This window comes from Campylobacter taeniopygiae, assembly GCF_005406225.1.
In the GTDB taxonomy this organism is placed as follows: domain Bacteria; phylum Campylobacterota; class Campylobacteria; order Campylobacterales; family Campylobacteraceae; genus Campylobacter_D; species Campylobacter_D taeniopygiae.
On the sequence record NZ_NXLY01000009.1, the window covers coordinates 1 to 21984 of the forward strand.

Below are 21984 nucleotides of genomic sequence, written 5' to 3' on the forward strand. Positions count from 1 at the left end.
ATTGGTTTTTATATTAATAGTAGAGACATTCTTTGTTTTATGATTGATAAAATCAAAGAAGGCATTAAGACCACTTTGGATGGTGGTGAGTGGGGAGAGACCTTTTGTGATTAGGATTCTAATTAGGATGAGGGCGATGATAGTGGCAATGATGCCTATGAGGATTTGTTTAAAGAGAATGGCTTTAACAACTCCTGTATAAGTTTCATCTTCTGTAACCGTACATACTCTAAATTTTGGATTGATTGTTGCACTACATAGTACTTCATAAGAATTCCCTTTATCATCCTTTGCTCCAAAAAGAGCATTTTCTTCTTTTGGATTAAGATAATAATTTGGATTAGTATTGATTGTATTAGCTATATTTATACTTAGTGGATTTTTTGTAAGAATTCTTTCTGGATATTGATGAAAATAAATCTCACCATCTGGACTATAAACTGCAGCATAAGTATTTTCAGAATGACCATAAGCTAAAACATCTTTGGAAAATTGCTCTAGAGTACAATCTCCTCCGACAACTCCTATAAGCTTCCCATCTTTATAAATAGGCATTGCGTAGGTTAAAATATGATTATTGTTCATCAAAGATTGATAAGGACCATATACACTTGATTTTGTTGTCTTTTTAGCTTCTTGATACCATGTTAAATTTTTGAGAGTAAAAGATTTAGAATCCAATATTTTTCTATCTGATAAAAGTATTCTTCCAGAATTTTCAAAACCTAAAAAAACAAGTTTAAAACCAAAAGCTTCTTTGAAAGATTCTAACAAACTAAAGATTTCCTCATCGTTGCCTTTATCTAATACTTTTTCAATTTCTTTAGCCAAAACCTCCATTGCAACTCGTCTGCTTTTTCCATAATTATCAAATGTCATTGCAACATCTTCTACGGTTTTTAGTTGAGTGCTTTTAAGTAATTCAAAAGTGTTATTTTTAGATTCAAAATAGCTAATAGCACTTGTGATAGCTAATATAATAACTATCAAAACACCTATATAAAAAGTTAATTTTAGCGATACGCCAAAAGATTTTGTTTTTTCTTTCATTTTTTCTCCTAAAATATTTTTATTCATTTAGAAAATTGGTTTTAATATTCTAAATATGAAATACCTAATAATAAAAGAATAAAATGAAGCGAATGTGAAATGTGAGCTAAATGTGCTTGAAAATAAAGTTAATAAATTAATAAAAATTGTTTAAGCAAAAAAGATATAGCTTTAAAAAACTCTTTAAAGCTTTAATATAAAATACGAAATAATTAAAAACTATTTTAAAATTTGATTTTTATCGCGGCATAAATTTTGCCAATTTGAAGGTTTTAATTTTAAACATTGTTGCAAACTTTCTTTTTCAGCTTGAGTATTTTTCATTCTTTCATAGGTTAAACTTTGTATATACAAAGCCCTTGCTCTATCATCATCAGAAAGTTTTAATTTTAATAAATCAGTTAAAACAGCTAAAGACTTTTCATTTTCATTCACTTTAGCTAAAGTGTCTAGATAAATAAATTCAAGATTTGGACTATAAAGATTAATTCCTTTTAAATTTTGATAATCAATAGCCTTAGGAGCATAAGTAAGAATCGTTGTTTGCATCTTATGATCATCTGCATAAGATAATAAAGTATCATAGGCTTCTACCATATTGAAATTCATTGGAAAAGTCTCTAAAATTTTTAATACACTAATAGCCTTATTATAATCATCCATTTTTAAATAAGACAAAAATTGCAAATAGTAAGCTTTAAAATTCTCCTCATCACTTTTTAAAATTTTTGACTCGGCTATTTCTTTGGCAATTTTTAAAACTTGCCTATACTGCTTGTTATCATAAAGCATTGATGCTTTTTTTAATCCAAAAAATATAGGATCTTCATTATAATTTTTATCCGCATAATCCATAGCTTCTTCAACTTTAGAAGTTCTGATAAAACAATCTAACATATGTTTTTTATCATTTATTTTTTGCCCTATTTCATAAGATTTAAATTGTGCAAAAATAGCCGTTGCTTCGATACAATTATCAGATTTTAATTTGCTATTTAAAAGATCAACCGCAGCTTGCTGTAATAATTTTAAAGAATTAGGAAGTTTTCTTTCTTCTATTTGTTTTTTATATCCCAAAATAGCACTAAAATTTCCTTCTTTATAATAAAGCTGCATATCTTTATCTAAAGCTTTATTAACTATATTTTCATCTTTTTGAGCATATTCTTTTATAAGCATGGCATAATGTTTATGTGAAAGTGTAGAATTTTCATCATCCATCGCAAAAAACAACTCATCTCTAGCTTTTCTAATCTCATCTAAATATTTACCGTCGTCTAAATACTCATTTAAATATAAATTAATATATTTTTTAGCTTCATTCACTTTTCCTACTCGAGACAAACTTAAAGCTAAGTCTTTTAAAACTTCCTCATATTTTTGACTCACTCTTGACATTTTATTAAAAATATTTTGATAAATATTAGAGCTGATACCGTATTGCTTATTTTGATCAAAAAGTTTGGCAAGATCCAAAGATCTAAATCTATCTTTTCCAAAATACTGCGGATTAGCTTTTAAAATCGTATTTGCGTACTCCATTGCTTTATTTATGTTATTATTTAAAATGCTATCTTTAGCCAAAGCCATCGCCGCTCTAGCAGCTAAATTTAAATTCTTGGTATTTAGATAAATATCTTCATAAATATCCATAGCTTTACTTCTTTCTCTTAAGCTATAAAGATAATCGGCATAATCAAGCTTTGCTAATTGAGAAAAATAATTATTAGGTTGATTATTTAAAATTGACATCATATAATTAATATCAGAATTCTTAGATAAAGCAATGTAAGCTCTTAGCATTATATAAGATACTTCGAAAAAATTTCTATCACTTGTAAAAGTTCGAGTCCAATTTTTAGCATCTGCAATCATTTTTTCTAAAATTTTTCTGTCCCTAAAGCTAGGATCTTGAGTATAAAGTTGATTTTCAGCTCTTAATTTATAAAGAATAAATTCGCTCATAAAAATACTCTTTGCGTAACGCTTTATTGCATTATCAGCATCAATAGCTACTTGTTGATAATTTGCTTTATCATATTCATCTTTAATCCGTAAATAAGTATTAATATCCGCACTTTGAGGAATAACAACGGGATTAGAATTTAAATCAAGTGCTCCTACATAAGGTAAGCTTTCATACGGAAAATTAATACCAAAATTAAGCCCATCATAATCTCTTTTTCTGATTAAATTATCAGTGAAGACAAAAGTAAAGCCCTTGCTTTTATGAGAAGTGGAATTGCTTAATTCTTTATCAATATATATATTTTGAGATAAATCAAACATTCTTGCGTCTGTTTTAGGCAATATAACCATTTTAATTTTTTGAGTTTCTTTGAAAAATTTCAAATCAAATGTTGCAAAATTTTGATTATTTAAAGGAGTATCGACAATACCTGGAATAATACATTCAAAATGTATTTTATTTTCAGTTACAAATTTTTGACAAGTAAAATCTAAATCATTTTGAACATGTAAAACCGCGAAATTTTGCTTATTTTCGCGGCCAGTATTTAAAGTTAATTCAAAAGCAAAAAGAATATAAACATTCAATAAAAGTAAAAATATAATTCTCATAAAATAATTATATTATATTTTTATAAAAATAATACCAAAAATGCTTATTAATACACAAATAGCTAAAACAAAACCTTGTATAAAATTAAATTGCACATAAGAAGCTTCAGAACTACTCTTAACAAAAAGAGCGTGAATAATTACTTTTAAATAAGAATAAAGCATAAATACTGAAGCTAAAGCCATAAATACAGCCAAATACCAATAATCTTCAATAATTAAGGTTTTTAGAACAATAACTTTTCCCCAAAAAGCTCCAAAAGGTGGAATTCCTGCAAGTGAAAGCACACAAAAAGCAAGTGACAAAGCAATTAAAGGTTTTTTGGTCAATAAAGCATTGAGATTTTCAAATGAAGTGAAACGGAAATTACTTAAAATTAAAAACACACCATAATTAGAAAAACTAAACAAGACCCAATAAATAAATATAGGATTTAAAACCCCTTCTTTAGTATCAAATAAAGGAATACAAGCAGCCAAAACAAAACTAGAATGTACCACAGAACTATAAGCGAACATTTTTTTCACATCTTTTTGACTTAATGCGGCAATTGCAGCGACTAACATAGAAAACACTGCCAATATACTGATAATATTTTCAATTCCAATATGATCAAAAAATCCAAAAAGTCTTAATACTACCACAAACATAGCTATTTTTGGCACTACTGAAATAAAAGCTGCCAAATTTGAATAAGTTGCAAAATATACATCTTTTAACCAAAAATGAAAAGGGGCTAAAGAAAGTTTTACAGCACATAAAACAAAAATCATCACTCCCGCGGTTAAAAGTATAGGATCTTTTTCTAATGCCAATTTTGCATCTAAGTCTAAAGTTCCTGTTTTCATATAAATCAAAGCTGAAGCCATCACGAAAAATCCAGAACCTACAGCAGCAACACTAAAATATTTGATAGCACTCGAAACAGCATTATGAGTTCCACGCATTGCTATAAGAGTATAAAGAGCCAAAGATGATGATTCAAGTCCTATGAAAATTAAAACTAAATTTGAACTCGATACCATAAGCAACAAACTAGAAATCATAAACATAAACAAACTATAAAATTCACCTTTGTTTTCATCTTTTTGCATTAAAAGATATAAAAATGAAAAACATAAAATGATTAAAGAACTATAAAAAGAAAAGATATCATTATTTAAAGTTCCTAAAAATGCCTTTGATGCACCTAAACCAGAAGAAGATACATTACTTAAAATTAAAAAAGTACTAACGATCAAAGATAAAGCACAAGTGCCTATATAAAATGTCCTATGAAATTTTCCAAAAGCCGAGCACAATAAAAGAATAATAGCAATAGCAATTAAAAACAAAAAAGGATAAGATAAGGAGATATTTAAATTACTGATATTATCTAAATCTAACATTGTTTTCTCCTTTAATATGATTTAAAAAATTTATATTTTCTTGATTTATGGCTCTTGTTTTCATTAATTCAACAAGAGAATTAACATTTTTTTCTAGTGGATTTAAGAAAATTTTTGGAGCTAAACCCAAAGAAAAAATTAAAAAAGCTACCATAACAAGAGTAATAATTTCTCTTGTATGTAAAGAAAAACTTTCAAGATTTGTATCTTGTTGCATAAAAAACATTTTTCTAAATACAGCAAGCATATAAATCGCTCCAAGTATGATCACAAATCCCGCTAAAAACGCATAAAGCAAACTTACTTTAGCGATACCTAAAAGAGCTAAAAATTCTCCTACAAAAGATATGGTTAAAGGTAAAGAAATACTCGCTAGCAAAATCAAAGCAAAAAAGATAGTAAATAAAGGCGCCTTGCGTGCTAAGGAATGATAATGTGAAATTTCTAAAGTCCCATATTTTTTATATAAAAGTTCAGCCATTAAAAATAAACTTCCTGTAACTAAACCATGCGCAAACATATAAAATATAGCTCCAGTAATTCCTAAAATATTTAAAGAAAAAATCCCTAAAACCATAACTCCAATATGAGAAATGGAACTATAAGCGATCAATTCTTTTAAATTTGAAGCACGATAGGCAATTAAAGCATTATAAATAATACTTACGATACATAAAGCTGCAATTAAAGGTATAAAATAAACACTCGCATCCGGAAAAAGTGGCAAACAAAAATGTAAAAAACCAAAAGGAGCCATTTTAAAAGCAACTAGCATCATAGAAACTAAAATTGGCGAATTTGCATAAACTTTTGGTGCCCATGTATGCAATGGAAAAAGAGGTGCTTTAATAGCAAAAGCAATGAAAAATGCTCCAAAAAGTAAAAGTTGTTCATTGAAACTAAATGCAGAGGCATTATTTTTCCAAATTTCTAAATCAAATGTGAAAACATTTAAAAGTTTATAAGTAGCATACGCTTGATAAATTAAGGCTAAGAGCATTAAAATAGAACCGGCAAAGGCATAAATGAAAAATTTAATACCTGGTCTATAATCCTTGCCATAAACACCCATGATATATAGCAAAGGTAAAAGAGAAAATTCCCAAAATACATAAAACAATAAACCATCAAGTGAAGAAAATAGCCCCATAATGGCAAATTCTAAAAAGAAAATACAAGAAACAATTGCCTTTTTTTCAATTTTTAAAAATAAAAAACTTAAAAATATCATTAAAGAGCTCAAAAGCATCAAGACTAAAGAAATACTATCTACTCCAACATGATATTCAAATAAATTAGCTATTTTAAAAGGGAGTTTGTATTCAAAATCAACCCCATTAATTCCATCAAAGAAAAATTTAGCATTTAAAGCAAGTATAATTAAACTCGCCAAAACGCTAAAAATCTTTACTCCGCCACGGTTTAAAATAAGAGTAATCAAACCAGCGGCTAGAGGAAATAAAATTAAATAATTTAGCATTTTACACCATCCTTGCCAAAATAAGTAAAATCACAAAACCAGCCACCAAAAATCTAAGCATTAAATTTAAGCTATTTGGCATAATCATTTTTTTAGAAATTAAATTAGCATAAAAAGAAATTTTTTCAACAATTGCATCAAAAATAAAAACATCGCAATGTTTCATAATTGCACATAAACTTTCGTATTTATTTACTATAAATTTATGATAAAAATGTGGTATAAAATAATCATTACTTAAAAGTTTGTGTATTTTGTTTTCTTCTATGCTTGGTTTAAACCAAGAAAATTTATACGCAATGATAGCCAAAAGTATCCCTAAAATTCCTGCTGCACTGGCACAAATCATCACGATATGATCTTGAGCATCTATAAATACAAGCTTAGAGCTGATATATTTAAAAAAGCTGTGTTCAAAAAATCCTGAAACAATTGCCAAAATCATCAAAGGAGTCATGGCTAAAAGTGCTATTTTACTTGCTTCATGTGGGTGTGCATCGTGTCTTGAATTGGTAAAAAATACAAGCATTAAAAGCCTAAAACTATAAAAAGCTGTCATAAAAGCTGCGATTAAAAGCACTAAAAATATTCCATGATTATGAATTATAAAAGAATATCCTAAAATCAAATCTTTTGAGAAAAATCCTGCAAAAGGATAAATTCCTACCAAAGCTAAAGATCCTATAGTCATAAAAATAGCCGTGATTTTTAAAGGTTTAAATAATCCACCCATTTTTTTAATATCTAAGTTATCATTCATAGCATGCATTACGTTTCCAGCACCTAAAAATAATAAAGATTTGAAAAAAGCATGGGTTGCCAAATGAAACAAAGCTATACCATAAGCTCCAAGTCCAGCCGCTACAAACATATATCCAAGTTGAGATAAAGTAGAATATGCTATGATACGTTTTAAATCCCTTGCCACCAAAGCCATAGAAGCGGCAAATATAGCCACAAAAGCTCCAAGAATAGCTATAAAATAAGAAACTTCAGGAACCAAAGAATAAATTTCTCCTGCTCTAATAACCAAATAAACCCCAGCTGTAACCATGGTTGCAGCATGGATTAAAGCTGAAACTGGAGTAGGTCCCGCCATCGCATCAGCAAGCCAAGTATGAAAAGGAAATTGTGCAGATTTTCCCATGGCACCTATAAATAAACAGCTTGCTATTAAAATCAAAGCATTATGATCAAGGTTTTGCACCTTGGAAAAAACTTCATCATAATTTAAAGTTCCCACTTGGATATAAAGCCAAAAAATTCCTAAAAGCATACCCAAATCAGCAATTCTATTCATAATAAAAGCTTCATTAGCCGCAAAAGAATAGGTATTATTTTTATACCAAAAGCCTATTAAAAGCCAAGAACAAAGTCCAACACCTTCCCAACCTACAAAAAGACCTAAAAAGTTATCACTTGTGATTAAAAAAAGCATGGAAAAAACAAAAAGTCCTAAGTAGGCAAAAAATTTGTTAAATCCCTCATCGTGTGCCATATAAAAAATGCTATAAAAATGCACACAAGTAGCCACAATACCGACAACACACATCATTGTAAGTGAGATAGAGTCTATATTAAAACCAAAATTAACCCCTATAAACCATTCAAAAAAACTTATATTGCCGCTAAAATTATTAAAAAGCAAGTACAAAGAACAAAAAGTTCCAATGGCTATAAGTATCCCGCATATATAACCTACAAAAATCTTTCTTTGACTTAAAGAAAAACAACTTGCAAATAAAAAGGATATAAAAGGACTCAATAGTGAAACTAAAACTAAATTTTGCATACTAAGCCTCCTCTTTTAAACTTTTTAATTCTAATGTGCCATTTTTTCTATACCAAAGCACACATAAAGCTACTCCAACAGCCACTTCACAAGCTGCAATACCTATGATAAAAAGTGCAAAAACTTGACCATTTAAATCTTGATGCATTTTTGAAGCAGCTACTAAAGCTAAATTTGCAGCATTGAGCAAAATTTCACTTGAAATAAATAACATAATGAGATTTTGTCTTTTTAAAATTCCAATAAGTCCAATCACAAACATTAAAATGGCTATAAAAAAATATTTTTCTATCATTGTTTTTCCTTTAAAAGCTCTTTGTGAGTAAGTACTATGGCACAAACAAGAGCAATCAAGAGTAATATAGCTATAAATTCAAAGCCTAAAAGATATTTTGAGAAAACCTGTAAAGCAAGTTGTTGATTATTATTAAATAAAGTTAAATCTTGCAAAGGTAGATCTGTTTTTACATTTTGATATTTAAAACCTAAGATAGCAAATAAAAGAAAAATGGCACTTAAAAATATCAAAACAAAAAAACTTTTTTTAGCTTTAATCTTTTCTTTAAATTCTTTAGAAGCATCAAAAAACATCATAGCAAAGCTATAAATTCCAAGCACAGCTCCACCATAAACGATGATTTGTATCGCACCTAGAAAATCTGCATCTAATAAAAAATAAAATCCAGATAAAAATACCATTCCTCCAGCTAAAGCTGAAAGAGAATAAAGCATAGTTTTGCTTAAAACCGCTATTAAAAAAAATCCTAAGACAAATATGCTAAAAAATACAAAGGCTAAAGTTTCTATCATTTGACTTCTCCTTGTGAATTTTGATCTTGAGTTTCTAAGGCTTTATTTTGCATTGCATCATAATAATTTGGAGTTTTCTTAACCAATAAATCAGCATCTTTTCTTAGACTTCCAGCTCCTTCAAATTCTACTTGCTGTTTTAATTTGTCAATAGGAGTTAAAAAATCTTGCTTATAACCAAAATAAGATCTTTGCTCTGCTGCATTTTCATATTCTAAACCATGAACTATAGCAAGTTCTGGACATACTTCAGCACAAAATCCACAATAAATACAACGCCCCAAATTAATACTATAATTATTTACTTTTTTGCGTCCATCTTTATCTAGGGAGGTCTCCATTCTTATACAATTACTGATGCAAATTTTTTCACAAAGCCCACAACCTATACATCTTTCATTTTCACTTTCTATAAAACGCATAAGCCTATGCACTGCACGATAACGATTATCAAGTTGGAGTTTTTCTAAAGGATATTTTATGGTTGCACTATTATTTCTTTTAAGCATTTCACGCATCACCACCCATAAACCCACAAAAAGCTCAAGTTTGATACTTCTTTTTAAGGCTTGTAAAATTTTTTGCCACGTCGTAACGGGCGTTTTTCTTTTTTCATCAACCAAATAATAATTTTTCATTTAAACTCCTATAAAAGCACTGCTAAGGCCGTAATTAAAAGATTTAAAACTGCCAAAGGAATTAAAATTAAATAACACATCCTCATTACCTGATCAGGACGCAATTGAGGAAAAGCGGCTCTAGCCCAAAAATACCAAAAGAAAATAAATACTGATTTTAATATCATCATAATCCAACCAGGAATAATCCAAAAGCTATTAAAACCTCCTAAAAATAGCAAAGAAATTAAAATAGCACCCGCTATCATACTAGCATATTCACCGATGAAAAACATACCCCAACGAAGTCCGGAATATTCTGTTCCATAACCAGCAACAATTTCAGCATCGTTTTCTGTTAGACAAAGCGGAGTTCTATTGGTTTCGATAAAAAGAGCTATAACAAAAAGTATAAAAGCTAAAGGTTGTTTAAAAATAAGCCAAGACAAAATTCCATCGTTTTGATAATTATTAATATCCACCAAAGAAAAAGAACCCACAAGCATCACAATAGCCATTAAAGCCAAAGCTCCAACGCTTTCATAAGAAATGATAGCTACAAGCCCTCTTGCAGCACCCAAAATAGACCATTTGTTATTACTTGAAAGCCCACCTAAAAATACAGCATAAAAACAAAGTCCAGAAGTTCCTATAACAAAAAGTAAAGCTACATTAATATCAGAAATTAAAGGCTGGATAATATGCCCAAAGAGTGTAAATTCGGGCAACATTGGAATAGCTGCTAAAGAAACAAAGGCGCAAATAGCAGACAAAAGAGGTGCTATTGCAAAAATAATTTTTTGAGAATTATAAGGAATAATATCCTCTTTTGTGAAAAGCTTGATCATATCAGCAACAAGCTGAATCAAACCAAAAGGACCGACCATATCAGGCCCTATACGACGTTGAAAATACGCCAAAACTTTTCTTTCAGCATAGGTTGCAAGTCCTGCTAAAGTAGCAAAAAATGCAACCACAATAACGCATTTTATTAAAGTTACTAAAACAAAAAAAGCAAAATCACTCATTGTTTGCTCCTATTTTTTGTATTTGTGCTAAAACAAATCTTTGATCAAAAAAGCTCAAAGTATCTATCTTTTCATCAAAATATGGCAAATAAGCTCCGTTTTTTAGATCCTTATCCACACGCACACTTAAGCTTATTTCTTTATTATCGATTGTAATTTTTACTAAGTCTTTATCTTTTAAATTTCTTTCATTGGCTAAATTTTCACTGATTCCAATAAATATTGCTTCATTGATCGCACTTGCACGATTTGAAAATCTACCAAATTGATAACTAGGATTTGCACTATAAAGCAAAATATCATTATCTTTTGGCTCTAAAGTATTAGAATTTGGAGCTAAAAATTCTTTCTTAGCGTTTTTCTTAAAACAATCTAAATTAAGCTGATAACCCCTTTTGCATTCTCCGCCATTGGTGTAATAATTTTCCAAATTATCAAATTCAATAGGAGAAAAACCTTTATCCATAGGAAGTCTCTTTGTATAATCAATGGTATATTCTTGATCAAATCCTAAAGCATTAGATAAATCATTTAAATAATATCCGCCAAATTCTAAAGCAGCATTTGTTGGAACTACTCTTTTATCATAATTTAAAAATGTTCCTTCTTGCTGATTTAAACTAGAACTCGCCAAATCAGCGTGCTCTTCATAAGAAAATGTAAAATCTCCTTTTTCATTATAACCCAAAGTTTTACCTTCTGCTTTATCAGCGCTTAAATCACAAATCATCGCTACACCCAAAGTATTAGTATGTGTAGGATTTAGAAAAACTTTAAAAGGAGTGCTTGTTTGTATTAGTGCTAATAACTTAGCAAGTTTTTTAGCATCATGGTGGAAGTAAAAATCGCTACCAACCACAAGAGTAAATTTAGACTTTTTAAGCAATAAATCCTCAAGCTTATCTTCATCCAAACCTAAATTTTTAGCAAAAACAGAACGTTGCACTTCTATATTCTTTTTTACTTTTTTTGGAACAAGTTTTTTCACTTCTTTTTCGATCTCATTACCTTCTTCGTCTTTTTCTACAACTTTTTCAATCACTTCTTCATTGATCGTTTCTTCAATTTCTTTATTTTCTTTAACAAAAAATTCAGCTAAATGAGCCTTAATGCTTTCATCTGTTGTAAATTTTTGAAGTAAAAAATATAAAATTTGCTCTTCATCTCCACTTTTATGAATACATGAAAGAAAATTCTTAGAATATTTTTCAACACCCAAATCCCCTATAGGATGAAAATAAAGCCCTGCTCCTTTATTCATTACTAAAGAATTATTAACTTTGTAGCTTAGAGTTGGCGCATCATATCTTAATAAAGTTCCTAAAACTACTAAAAAATCGCTCTTGGTGATATCATCACTTACGGCATTATACATTTCTCCTGAATTTTCTATAAATTCATTAAGAAATTCTTTAAATTTTAAAGCTTCTTCATTGATAAGATTGAGATTAAACTTATGCTTTAAATTTTGCAAAATCAAAGCCTCTTCATTGGTTATAAAGCTATTGAATTTAATATTTTTAATTTCATTTTTTTCAAAAAGTGCTACAAGTTCATTAAAAGCTTTTTCATCTTTAGTAGCCTCATTTTGCGTATCAAAACCAAATCTTGCTGCTTTATTTAAAGTTGCAAAAGCAAAATCATTACTCACGCGATAAATTTTAGGCTTTTGATCGCTAATTCCACTTTGTTTGATATCATAATACATAAGCTCACAATCACTAGAATGAGGATTTGCTGCTGGAATTCTTGTAAGCTCCCAAGCATTAGAGCTGTATTGAAATTTTGATCCGATCAAAGCTCCCGTTGGACATACACTTGTACATTCTCCACAAAAGGAACAATTTAGACTTTCACCATTGGATGGGCCGATTAAACTTTTTTGGAATTTTGTCCAAATTGCATAAGCATCTTTGCCCATTGTTTCTTTAAAACCAGCGTCTACAGCATCTCCTCCACGTGGAACAGTTTTTAAAGCACTTTCGCCGATCTTATCCTTACAAACTGTGACACAGCGTTCGCAAACTATACAAAGAGCTGGATCATAATTGATCATCCCCCAATGTTTATGTGGTTTATGAGTGTCTTTTATCCAATGTCTTTGCACATTCACTCTTGATTTGTGTGTGAAATTTTGGAGCTCACACTCACCAGATTTATCACAAACTCCACATTCTAATGGATGATTGATACAATAAGCTTGCATGATCTCATTTCTCTCATCCCATAAATTTTGCAAATCACTTTCTACAACCATACCGTCTTTTGCTTTGGTATTGCAAGAATAAACCTTTTTACCATCAGCCTCTACCATGCACATACGACACGCTAAAGTAGGGCTACAACCGGTCAAATAACAAATTGCAGGAATAAAAATATCATTTCTTCTTGCTATATTAAGGATATATTCGCCTTCTTCAAAGGCGCAATCTATACCATTTATTTTAACTGTCATTTTGCTTCCTTTATGCGAATTTGAGTAAAATCAAAACCAAAATTTTCATGATTTAAAAAACCAATAGTGCCTTGTAAATTTTCATCTAAACAAAGTGTGGTTTTAAGATTGAAATCTTTGGCTAAAATTTCTACTTCGCTTTGATCTTTGCATTTTGAAATTTGTAAAAATTGCTTTGAGCAATGTAAATTATTGTCATCCAAATTAGCCTTAAAAAGCACTAATCCATCGTAATTATCCAATTCTTTTAAAGGATTAAATTTTGCATTTTCAAAATGGCATTCTTTTTCATTGCTGTCTAAAATTTTAAGCTGATACTTTTGGCTTAAAAAATTTAAAAAATATTTTATATTTTCACTGTCTTTGTATAAATCAATATTTTTATCTATGATTAAATATTTTGCCGTTGTTAAAAAATTCAATGTATCGCTTGCTTCTTCTTCCCCAAAACAAGATTCAGCACTTAAATAACCTTCATCTAAATCTTTAAAAGTATTTTCATCACTCATTTTGCAAAGCAAGGCTAAAACAAAACTCAAACTTGCAATTTCACATTTATAAAATTTAGCTTTTAAAAACTTATCCTCTAAACAAGAAATATTAACATTCTCACCCTGAATTCTTGTGCATAAATCTTTATTTTTAATGCTTGGCATATCTAAAAAACAAAGTGCCTTTTCATAAATCATACACTTTCCTTTTTGATAACGATAGTCCAATCGACTTGATTAAATTTTAAAGAATTAAGGAGTTCGCATCCATTTTCTTTTACAAAAGAAAAACTTTTTTCTACAGCAGAAAAATCACCGATTTCAAAAAGAATCACCAATACTTCCCCTACCTTAGCCTCTTTAATAGTCTGTGCTAAATCCTCAAAGAGCGCTTTGCTCTTTCTTAAATCTACCCTTCTCATCGATCAATCTCACCTAAAACTATATTTACATTACCCATGATCGCAACCACATCCGCTAAATACGTTCCCACTAACATTTCTTCAAAAAAAGAACAATGCCAATAACTAGGAGTTCTAGCTTTTAAACGATAAGGTCTTCCGCTTCCATCACTATGGATAAAAAATCCTAACTCGCCTTTTGGACTTTCAGTAGGCACATAAACTTCACCTTTTGGAGGCTTTAAGCCTTGAGTAACTAAAACAAAATGTTGCATGAGTGAATAATTTTGTGTTAAAATTTGCTCTTTTGAAGCACTAACATATTCTGGATGGTTAGCTAAAATTTCAGGCGGCGTATCCTTATAAAGGGCTGCACATTGTCTTAAAATTTTAAGACTTTCTCTAAATTCTTGCATATAAACTTTATATCTTGCATAAGAATCACCTTGAGTTGCATAAGGCACACCAAAATCCACTTCATTATATAGCAAATAAGGTTCTTCTTTGCGTATATCATAGCAAATTCCGCTTCCTCTTAAAAGTACTCCACTACAACCCCAATTTAAAACTTGTTCTTTAGTTACCACGCCAACATTTTCAGTTCTTAAGCGCCAAATTCGATTATCATCTAATAAAGCTTCATAATCAGCGATATCTTTAGGAAATTTATCGCAAAAAGCTAAAAGTTCTTGTAAAAAGCCTTCAGGCAAATCAAGCATTACTCCTCCAATTCTCATTGAAGAATGTGTCAGTCTCGCTCCACAATACTTTTCAATCAAATCTAAAACATATTCTCTTTCTCTAAAACAATATAAAAATACAGTCATAGCTCCAATATCAAGTGCGTGAGTTGCAAGCCAAAGCAAATGCGATCCTATACGATTAAGTTCTAATAGTATCATACGAATCACTTGGGCTCTGCGTGGAATTTCCAAACCACATAATTTTTCAACTGCAGCACAATAAGCATAGTTATTTGAAGAAGCTGCAACATAATCCATTCTATCGGTTGTAGGAATAAATTCTTGATAGATCATATTTTCAGCCATTTTCTCCATACCGCGATGCATGTAACCTATAGTTGGACGTGCCTTCACGACCTGTTCCCCATCAAGCTCTAAAATAAGACGTAAATTTCCGTGTGCTGAAGGGTGTTGAGGCCCTAAATTGATGATCATTTTTGAATCTTCTTGTTCAAAAGCTATATTTTCATAATAAGGTTTTAACTTGCTAGGAATTTGCATTTTAACGCCTTTTCTCTAAAATTTTTGCTTGATCGCGTTTGACTTTTTTCACAAAAGCAACGCCCTCTTCTTCTTGATATTCTTGTTTGAAAGATATTTCTTTAGGATTAGCTCCTTTAGCGGTTTCATGATAAATTCTTGCAAAATTAAGAGTATCTTTATCATCCACAAAGCCAGAATCTCTTTGTTCAGGTCCAACAACTTCACGATATTCTTTTCCAAAAATTCTATCAATTTCATACCATTGTGCAAACTCATCTCCTTTTAAAGGATAAGTTTTTAAAAGAGGGTGGCCATACCAATCATCAGGCATCAAAATACGTTTTAAATTTGGATGATTGATGATAAATATTCCATACATATCATAAATTTCTCTCTCGCTCCAATTGGCTCCTTTAAAAACGCTAGTAACGCTTTGCAATCTTTCTTTAACGCCTACAAAAGTTTTAACCCTTACTCTTAATTTTTTATCGATATTTAAAAGCTGATAAAAAACCTCAAAACCATTTCTAGAAGCAACAAAATCAATAGCGCTAGCTTCAGTGAAAGATACATAGCCTAGATTTTTAAGAATTTGCAAGGTTTTAATATTATCTTCTTTATTGATTTGAATCACCCAAAAATCAAGCTCTATAAAAGAATCTAAAATTCCAATTTGCTCTTTTAAAATTTCATAATCTTGTTTAAATTCACTCTCATCAACATTGATCTTAGCTGTATGTGGAGCATGATAAAATCTATCTTTATAATAATTTTTTAATTGAACATCTTTTTTATCGCTATATTTTCTCATCTTTATACCAACCTTTTTGGTGCAATTTTACGACTTGCTTTTTCTTTACGAATTCTTTTTTGTAAAATCATCAAAGCAAATTGAAAACTTTCAGGACGAGGAGAGCAACCTGGTACATAAATATCTACCGGTATAATACGATCCACTCCTTGTACCGTAGAATAAGTATTAAACATTCCTCCGGTATTTGCACAACTTCCCATTGAAATAACCCACTTAGGTTCAGGCATCATATCGTAAAGTCTTCTTGTAAATTCAGCGTGTTTTTTACTCAAAGTTCCTGCGATAATCATCACTTCGCTATGACGAGGAGAAGCTCTAAAAATAGTTCCAAAGCGGTCAAAATCGTATCTTGAACCTCCTGCTGCCATCATTTCTATAGCACAGCACGCCAAACCATAAGATAAAGCCCATAAAGAATTACTTCTACCCCATTGAACAAGCTTATCAACACTAGTTAAAACTACTGGTAAACCGCTAGCATAATTTATTTGATGCTCTGCCATGCAAACGCTCCTTTTTTATATGCATATAAAAAACCTACTCCTAAAAGTAAAATAAAAATTAACACTTCTAAAAGTCCAAACCATCCTAGGATTTTAAAAATCAAAGCCCAAGGAAATAAAAATACGACTTCAATATCTAAAAGAATAAATATCAAAGCGACAATAAAAAATTGAGAATTAATTTTATTTGCTTGTTTAACAGGTATAGGACCACATTCATAAATTCCAAGTCCTAGTCTTTTTCGATTTTTTGAGGCAAAATTATTGCCGATTTTTGAAGCTAGAAAAACCAATCCAAAAAAGATTACACTAGCAAGCACTATCATTAAAAAGATACCAAAATAAGGGTGTGCCACATCTATATGAGACATTTGCTCTCCTTCTTTAAATTTAAACATTTTTTATTGTCTTGCAATAAAATTTTATCCCACAAAGATAATATTTTACTCTAAAATTTCTATATTAAAACTTAGAATAAAAAAATTTGTGTTAATTTTATATTAAAATTGGATTTTTTTATACTTGAATTTATCAAATAAATTTTTATGATGGGTTATAAAAATATAAGAAATATTGCGTTTTTGCTGGTATTGATTTAAAAAACAAAGAATTTCGTTAGAATTTTTTGTATCAAGCATTGAAGTTATTTCATCTAAAATCAATAATTTAGGTTTTAAAATTAAAGCACGGATAAGTCCTATACGAGAAGCTTCTCCGCCGCTTAATTCATAAGGTTTGCATTCTAAAATTTGTCGCTTTAAACCAAAACGATCAAAAAAATCAAAAATCACCTCATCATTCTTTTTTAAATTAAAATTTTCCAAACCATCCTGTATTAAATTCTTAATTTTTTTATAGGAATTTAAAGCCATTTTTTGATCTTGAAAGCAATATTGTATTTCTTTTCTTAAAAGTCTTTGTTTTTCTTTGTTGATCTTATGTACATTATGATTTTGATATAAAACTTCACCCTCGTTTGGATTTTCCAAAAAACAAAGTATTTTTGCCAAAGTCGTTTTTCCACAACCACTTTGCCCTAAAATCATTAAATTTTCACCTTGTTCTAGAGAAAAATTAATATTTTTAAAAACTGTATATCTTTCTTTCTTTAAATACCAATGTTTTTTTATCTCATAAAATTTACTCAAATGATGAACTTTAAGCATTCATATTTCCTAAAAATTGATCCAAAGTATAAAGTTTAGTTTTATCTTTTTCTATGAGAAGAATTTCATCAGCCAAAAAATGTACTAAATGCAAATCATGAGTGATACAAACTAAAGCAATATCTTTTTTTAGCTCTTTTAAAATTTGAATGATTTTTTGATTATTTTTTTCATCCAATGAAGCATTTACCTCATCACAAATTAAAATTTCTGGCTTGTGCAATAAAGCTAAAGCTAAACTCACTCTCCTAGCCATCCCTACACTTAACTCATGAGGATAAGAATGCCATAATAAATCCAAATTTTCAAAACCCAATTTTTCAAAATAAGAAAAAACATATTTTTTATACTCTTTTTGATTTAAATTTGTATGAGTTTTTAAAATAAAAGAGCATAATTTTCCTATGTCCATATAAGGATATAAACTTAACTCGCTATCTTGTAACACCAATGCGACTTTAGATCTAAATTCTCTAAGTTGATTTTTCTTTAGCTTTAAAATTTCAACTCCATTGAAGCTAAATTCATCAGCAGTTAAACTAAATTTAGAATCCAAAAGCCTCACTAAAGCTTTACTTAATAAACTTTTTCCTACTCCACTTTCTCCTAGCACCGCTAAAGCTTGACCTTTTTTTAGTTCAAAGCTAATATTTTTTAGTAAAATTTTATTTTTAAAACTTATATTTAAATTTTTAACTCTCAAGATCTCACTCCCCAGCGATCCTGTAAAAAATTACCCAACCATAAAAGCGGTAAAAAAAGTAATATAAGAGTTAAAAGTGGAAAAAATATTACCCACCAAGCTCCTACAAAAACTGCTTTTGAAAAATCATTTAACAAAATTCCCAAAGTTGGAATTTCAAACCCCATGCCAAGCCCAAAAAAACTTAAAGTAGATTCTGTAGCAATAGCATGGATAATATTAAAAACAAAAAGTGTAAAAATCAATGATTTTAAAGCCGGCAAAAGATCTTTTAAAAAAATTTTCAAAGGAGTTCTTCCTAAAACTATACTTGCTTTATAAAATTCCAAACTCTCTAATTTTTTTAATTCACTCTCAAGCATCCTAGCGACGAAGCACCAATGTATTAAAGCGATTAATACACTCATGAGTAGCATATTTACACTCATAAAATTTTGAAAAAACATCAATAATAAAAAAGCAGGAAAGGCTAAAAAAAGATCTAATATTCTCATCCAAAAAGTATAAAAAAATAAACGCGCCAAAAAAAGATAAAAAATCGCAAAAAAAATGGATAAAAATGAACCAAAAACTCCTATTAATAAAGAATTTCTCAAAGCAAAAAGCAAACGAGAATACAAGTCTCTACCTAAAAAATCCGTACCTAAAATATAAATTTGATTTGGAGCTTGATAAGCATTTTGCAAATGTATTGATAAAATATCAAACGAAGCTAAAAATGGCGCTAATAAAGCCAATACAGATAAAGCGATTAAGGGTGAAAGATAAATAAAAATCTTAAACAAAAGAAAACTTTCTTAACTTTGGATTTAAAATTTGAGAAATTATATCACTTAAAAAACTTAGCAATGTCGCAAAAAGAACACTTAAGAACAATAAAGCCAAAACCACAGGAAAATCTTTATAAATAATGCTTTGAATCAATAAAAATCCAATCCCACTAAAATTAAAAATATTTTCTACAATATAAGTTCCCATGATGAAATTTAAAGCAGTAGCTCCAAAATAAGAGATAATCGAACCTAAACAATATTTTAAAACCAAACAATTAATATCACTTTGTTTTAAAGCTCTAGCATAAAGATTTTGTATAAAAATTTGAGAAAAACACTCATGGATAAGATTTCTTGCTATTCTTAAATATAAAGCCAAATGAGATAAAACAAGAACCAAAATAGGAAAAATAAGATGCTTTAAACGACTAAAAAAGTCATTTTCAAATTCTATATCACCGATTGATAAAAAATGGCCAAAAAAGCTAAAAATAAATATAAAAATCAATGCGATCACCAAAGGAGGCAGGGCGAAAAAATTTAATGTTGCAAAAGTAATGATTTTTTCTATAAAACTATTTTTAAAATGATACTCCACAAAAGCCAAAAAAATACTCAAAAAAAATAAAATACCTAGGGCGCTAAAACTTAAAATCAAAGTATTTAAAAACCTTTCTTTTATAATCTTTAACACCCTTTCTCCGCTTAAAAAAGATATACCAAAATCCCCTTTTAAAGCCTTAAAAATCCAATTTCTATATTGAATCAATAAGGGCCTATCGAGTCCTAAATTTTTTTCCACTCTTTTAACAAATTCTTTACTTTGAGTATTGCTACCATTAGCATAGCTTATATTGGCTTTGCTAAAATGTAACATGATAAAGCATAAAAAGGTACTTAAAAAAGCTACTAAAATACCAAAAAATAAACGTGAAAGCACTAGAGCTTAACCCATTCATAAATATTTGAAGTAAAGCCTACACCATGATGACCCAAAATTCTAGACTCAATGCCTTTAATCTTAGCATCATAAACTAAAGCAAAATCTAAATAAACAAGAAAAATAAAAGGAGGATCATCATATAAGGCATCAATAAATTCTTTATAATATTTTTTGCGTTCATTTAGATCAAAAGTATTTCTAGCCCTAAATAAAGAATCATCAACTTTTTTATTATGATAATGCCCAAAATTCCAACCTTGTTCATTTAAATCACTATCTTGAGAGCTTTCAAAAACTCTAAAAGTATGAAAGTCAGGATCAAAAGGACTCCCCCAGCCAATAACAAAACTATCAGCCTTAGAATAATCAAAACTACCAGCCGGCTTCGCTACAATCTGCGTTAAAACCCCAATTTTTCTAAATTCACTTTGCAAAATTCCTGCTAAACTTACCCTTAAAGGATCATTGCTCATAGCATAAATTTGAAATTTCAATTCTTTTCCATTTTTTTGAAAAATTCCATCTTTATTTTTAGTAAAACCAGCATCTAAAAGCAATTTTTCTGCCTTTAACGCATCATAATTAAAAGAATTAAAATGTTTAGGATTTGCCCAAGAATTTTGCAAAGGATGAAAAGCAACCATGCCATATCCATGCAAGAGATTTTTCACTATACTTTCTCTATCTACGGCATAATTTAACGCTTTTCTTACTCTTACATCTTTTAAAAATTCATTATTTAAATTAAACATTAAAGCTCTATAATCAACCGATTTTTCTCTTAAAATCTTAAATTTTGGATTATTTTTAAAGATATTTAATAAAGAATTGTCAATCAAAGCAGCATCTATAGTGCCATTTTTAAGTTCCATGCTCGCAATTAAAGGATCAAAAATATGCTTTATGATTAATTTTGGAGTTTTAACCTTAGCTCGATAAAATTTATCATTAGCTTCTAATTTTACATATTCTCCTTTTTTCCACTCAACAAATTTATAAGCTCCTGTTCCTATGGGATGTTCATTAAAAGAAGCTGTATTTAGATCTTTATTTTCAAGCAAATGTTTTGGCAGTATTCCTATACTTAAAGCATCCAAAAAAGCCGGATAAGGTTCAAAAAGCGTAATTTTTATGTGATAAGGATTGATTATTTCTATTTTTTTTACATTGTCAAAATTAACATACAATGGAGAATTATTTTTCGAATTTTTAAAAGCATCTATACTGAATTTAACATCTTGGGCGCTAAATTTTACTCCATCATGCCACAAAACATCATCCCTTAAAAAAATATCATAAACTAAACCATTTTTACTGATTTTCCAAGACTTTGCTAAATCCGGCTTTAAATTCATATCCTGATCAAAATAAACAAGTCCTGAAAAAATAAGATTAATAAGCACATCATGATCTTCACTATACGCAGGATTTATCCTTGAAATTTCATTTTCCACTGCGATGATTAAAGTATCTTTTGGAATCTTTGCTTGTAAATTCACAAACAAAACTAAGATAAAAATCCAAAATCTAAACATCTTTTTCCTTAAAAATTGTATTTATTTAATTATAAAATAAAACCAAACAAGCCACAAGCCCCTAGAGGGGATAAATCAATATAAAATTTTTACATTACAAAATTTAAATATTTATAAAAACTAAAATAAATATAAATATTGGTTAAATATCAAAATTATACAAGCAAACCTCTATTTTAAGATATTTTTAGTCTTAATTTTACTTGAATTTTATATTTTTTTGGAATA

The 21984-nt window shown here is 29.3% G+C and carries 21 protein-coding genes; all 21 read right to left on the reverse strand.

Annotation, left to right across the window (positions count from 1 at the left end):
- A partial coding sequence (locus CQA75_RS05360) for a cache domain-containing protein (protein WP_171000084.1) occupies nt 1-1050 on the reverse strand: 1050 nt, incomplete at its 3' end.
- Between the two features lie 219 nt (nt 1051-1269).
- Nucleotides 1270-3630, reverse strand: a complete 2361-nt coding sequence (locus tag CQA75_RS05365) for a DUF7494 domain-containing protein (RefSeq protein ID WP_137624006.1) — start codon at nt 3628-3630, stop codon at nt 1270-1272.
- Between the two features lie 12 nt (nt 3631-3642).
- Nucleotides 3643-5019: an NADH-quinone oxidoreductase subunit N gene (locus CQA75_RS05370; RefSeq protein WP_137624007.1), complete on the reverse strand. Its 1377-nt coding sequence runs from the start codon at nt 5017-5019 to the stop codon at nt 3643-3645.
- Entirely contained in the window at nt 5003-6499 is a 1497-nt protein-coding gene (locus tag CQA75_RS05375; RefSeq protein WP_137624008.1) for an NADH-quinone oxidoreductase subunit M, read from the reverse strand. Before CQA75_RS05375 ends, CQA75_RS05370 begins: the two co-directional genes overlap by 17 nt.
- Before the next feature lies 1 nt (nt 6500).
- Complete coding sequence (gene nuoL / locus CQA75_RS05380; RefSeq protein WP_137624009.1) at nt 6501-8291, reverse strand: NADH-quinone oxidoreductase subunit L; 1791 nt, start codon at nt 8289-8291, stop codon at nt 6501-6503.
- A 1-nt stretch (nt 8292) separates the two neighbouring features.
- Nucleotides 8293-8586 (reverse strand): NADH-quinone oxidoreductase subunit NuoK, encoded by a 294-nt coding sequence (gene nuoK, locus CQA75_RS05385; RefSeq protein ID WP_137624010.1) that lies wholly within the window; start codon nt 8584-8586, stop codon nt 8293-8295.
- The gene (locus tag CQA75_RS05390; RefSeq protein ID WP_137624011.1) at nt 8583-9101 is read right to left on the reverse strand and encodes an NADH-quinone oxidoreductase subunit J; all 519 of its coding nucleotides are present in this window, start codon (nt 9099-9101) and stop codon (nt 8583-8585) included. The genes nuoK and CQA75_RS05390 overlap by 4 nt, the downstream gene beginning before the upstream one ends.
- Nucleotides 9098-9739 (reverse strand): NADH-quinone oxidoreductase subunit NuoI, encoded by a 642-nt coding sequence (gene nuoI, locus CQA75_RS05395; RefSeq protein ID WP_137624012.1) that lies wholly within the window; start codon nt 9737-9739, stop codon nt 9098-9100. The genes CQA75_RS05390 and nuoI overlap by 4 nt, the downstream gene beginning before the upstream one ends.
- Before the next feature lie 8 nt (nt 9740-9747).
- Complete coding sequence (nuoH, locus tag CQA75_RS05400) at nt 9748-10746, reverse strand: NADH-quinone oxidoreductase subunit NuoH (protein ID WP_137624013.1); 999 nt, start codon at nt 10744-10746, stop codon at nt 9748-9750.
- A complete protein-coding gene (locus CQA75_RS05405; RefSeq protein ID WP_137624014.1) occupies nt 10739-13201 on the reverse strand; it encodes an NADH-quinone oxidoreductase subunit G in 2463 nt (820 codons plus the stop codon). The genes nuoH and CQA75_RS05405 overlap by 8 nt, the downstream gene beginning before the upstream one ends.
- Nucleotides 13198-13890: a hypothetical protein gene (locus tag CQA75_RS05410; protein ID WP_137624015.1), complete on the reverse strand. Its 693-nt coding sequence runs from the start codon at nt 13888-13890 to the stop codon at nt 13198-13200. The genes CQA75_RS05405 and CQA75_RS05410 overlap by 4 nt, the downstream gene beginning before the upstream one ends.
- Nucleotides 13887-14114 (reverse strand): NADH-ubiquinone oxidoreductase subunit E family protein, encoded by a 228-nt coding sequence (locus tag CQA75_RS05415; RefSeq protein ID WP_137624016.1) that lies wholly within the window; start codon nt 14112-14114, stop codon nt 13887-13889. The genes CQA75_RS05410 and CQA75_RS05415 overlap by 4 nt, the downstream gene beginning before the upstream one ends.
- Nucleotides 14111-15337: an NADH dehydrogenase (quinone) subunit D gene (nuoD, locus tag CQA75_RS05420; RefSeq protein WP_137624017.1), complete on the reverse strand. Its 1227-nt coding sequence runs from the start codon at nt 15335-15337 to the stop codon at nt 14111-14113. The genes CQA75_RS05415 and nuoD overlap by 4 nt, the downstream gene beginning before the upstream one ends.
- A 1-nt stretch (nt 15338) precedes the next feature.
- Complete coding sequence (locus CQA75_RS05425) at nt 15339-16130, reverse strand: NADH-quinone oxidoreductase subunit C (RefSeq protein WP_137624018.1); 792 nt, start codon at nt 16128-16130, stop codon at nt 15339-15341.
- A gap of 2 nt (nt 16131-16132) precedes the next feature.
- Nucleotides 16133-16636, reverse strand: a complete 504-nt coding sequence (locus CQA75_RS05430; protein ID WP_137624019.1) for a NuoB/complex I 20 kDa subunit family protein — start codon at nt 16634-16636, stop codon at nt 16133-16135.
- On the reverse strand, nt 16618-17007 hold the full coding sequence (locus tag CQA75_RS05435; RefSeq protein ID WP_137624020.1) for an NAD(P)H-quinone oxidoreductase subunit 3: 390 nt from the start codon (nt 17005-17007) through the stop codon (nt 16618-16620). The genes CQA75_RS05430 and CQA75_RS05435 overlap by 19 nt, the downstream gene beginning before the upstream one ends.
- A 129-nt stretch (nt 17008-17136) precedes the next feature.
- Complete coding sequence (locus CQA75_RS05440; protein WP_137624021.1) at nt 17137-17802, reverse strand: ATP-binding cassette domain-containing protein; 666 nt, start codon at nt 17800-17802, stop codon at nt 17137-17139.
- Entirely contained in the window at nt 17795-18505 is a 711-nt protein-coding gene (locus tag CQA75_RS05445) for an ATP-binding cassette domain-containing protein (protein ID WP_137624022.1), read from the reverse strand. Before CQA75_RS05445 ends, CQA75_RS05440 begins: the two co-directional genes overlap by 8 nt.
- A complete protein-coding gene (locus tag CQA75_RS05450; protein ID WP_137624023.1) occupies nt 18502-19290 on the reverse strand; it encodes an ABC transporter permease in 789 nt (262 codons plus the stop codon). Before CQA75_RS05450 ends, CQA75_RS05445 begins: the two co-directional genes overlap by 4 nt.
- A complete protein-coding gene (locus tag CQA75_RS05455; protein WP_137624024.1) occupies nt 19283-20218 on the reverse strand; it encodes an ABC transporter permease in 936 nt (311 codons plus the stop codon). The genes CQA75_RS05450 and CQA75_RS05455 overlap by 8 nt, the downstream gene beginning before the upstream one ends.
- The gene (locus tag CQA75_RS05460) at nt 20218-21756 is read right to left on the reverse strand and encodes an ABC transporter substrate-binding protein (RefSeq protein WP_137624025.1); all 1539 of its coding nucleotides are present in this window, start codon (nt 21754-21756) and stop codon (nt 20218-20220) included. The genes CQA75_RS05455 and CQA75_RS05460 overlap by 1 nt, the downstream gene beginning before the upstream one ends.
- Nucleotides 21757-21984 lie beyond the last annotated feature (228 nt).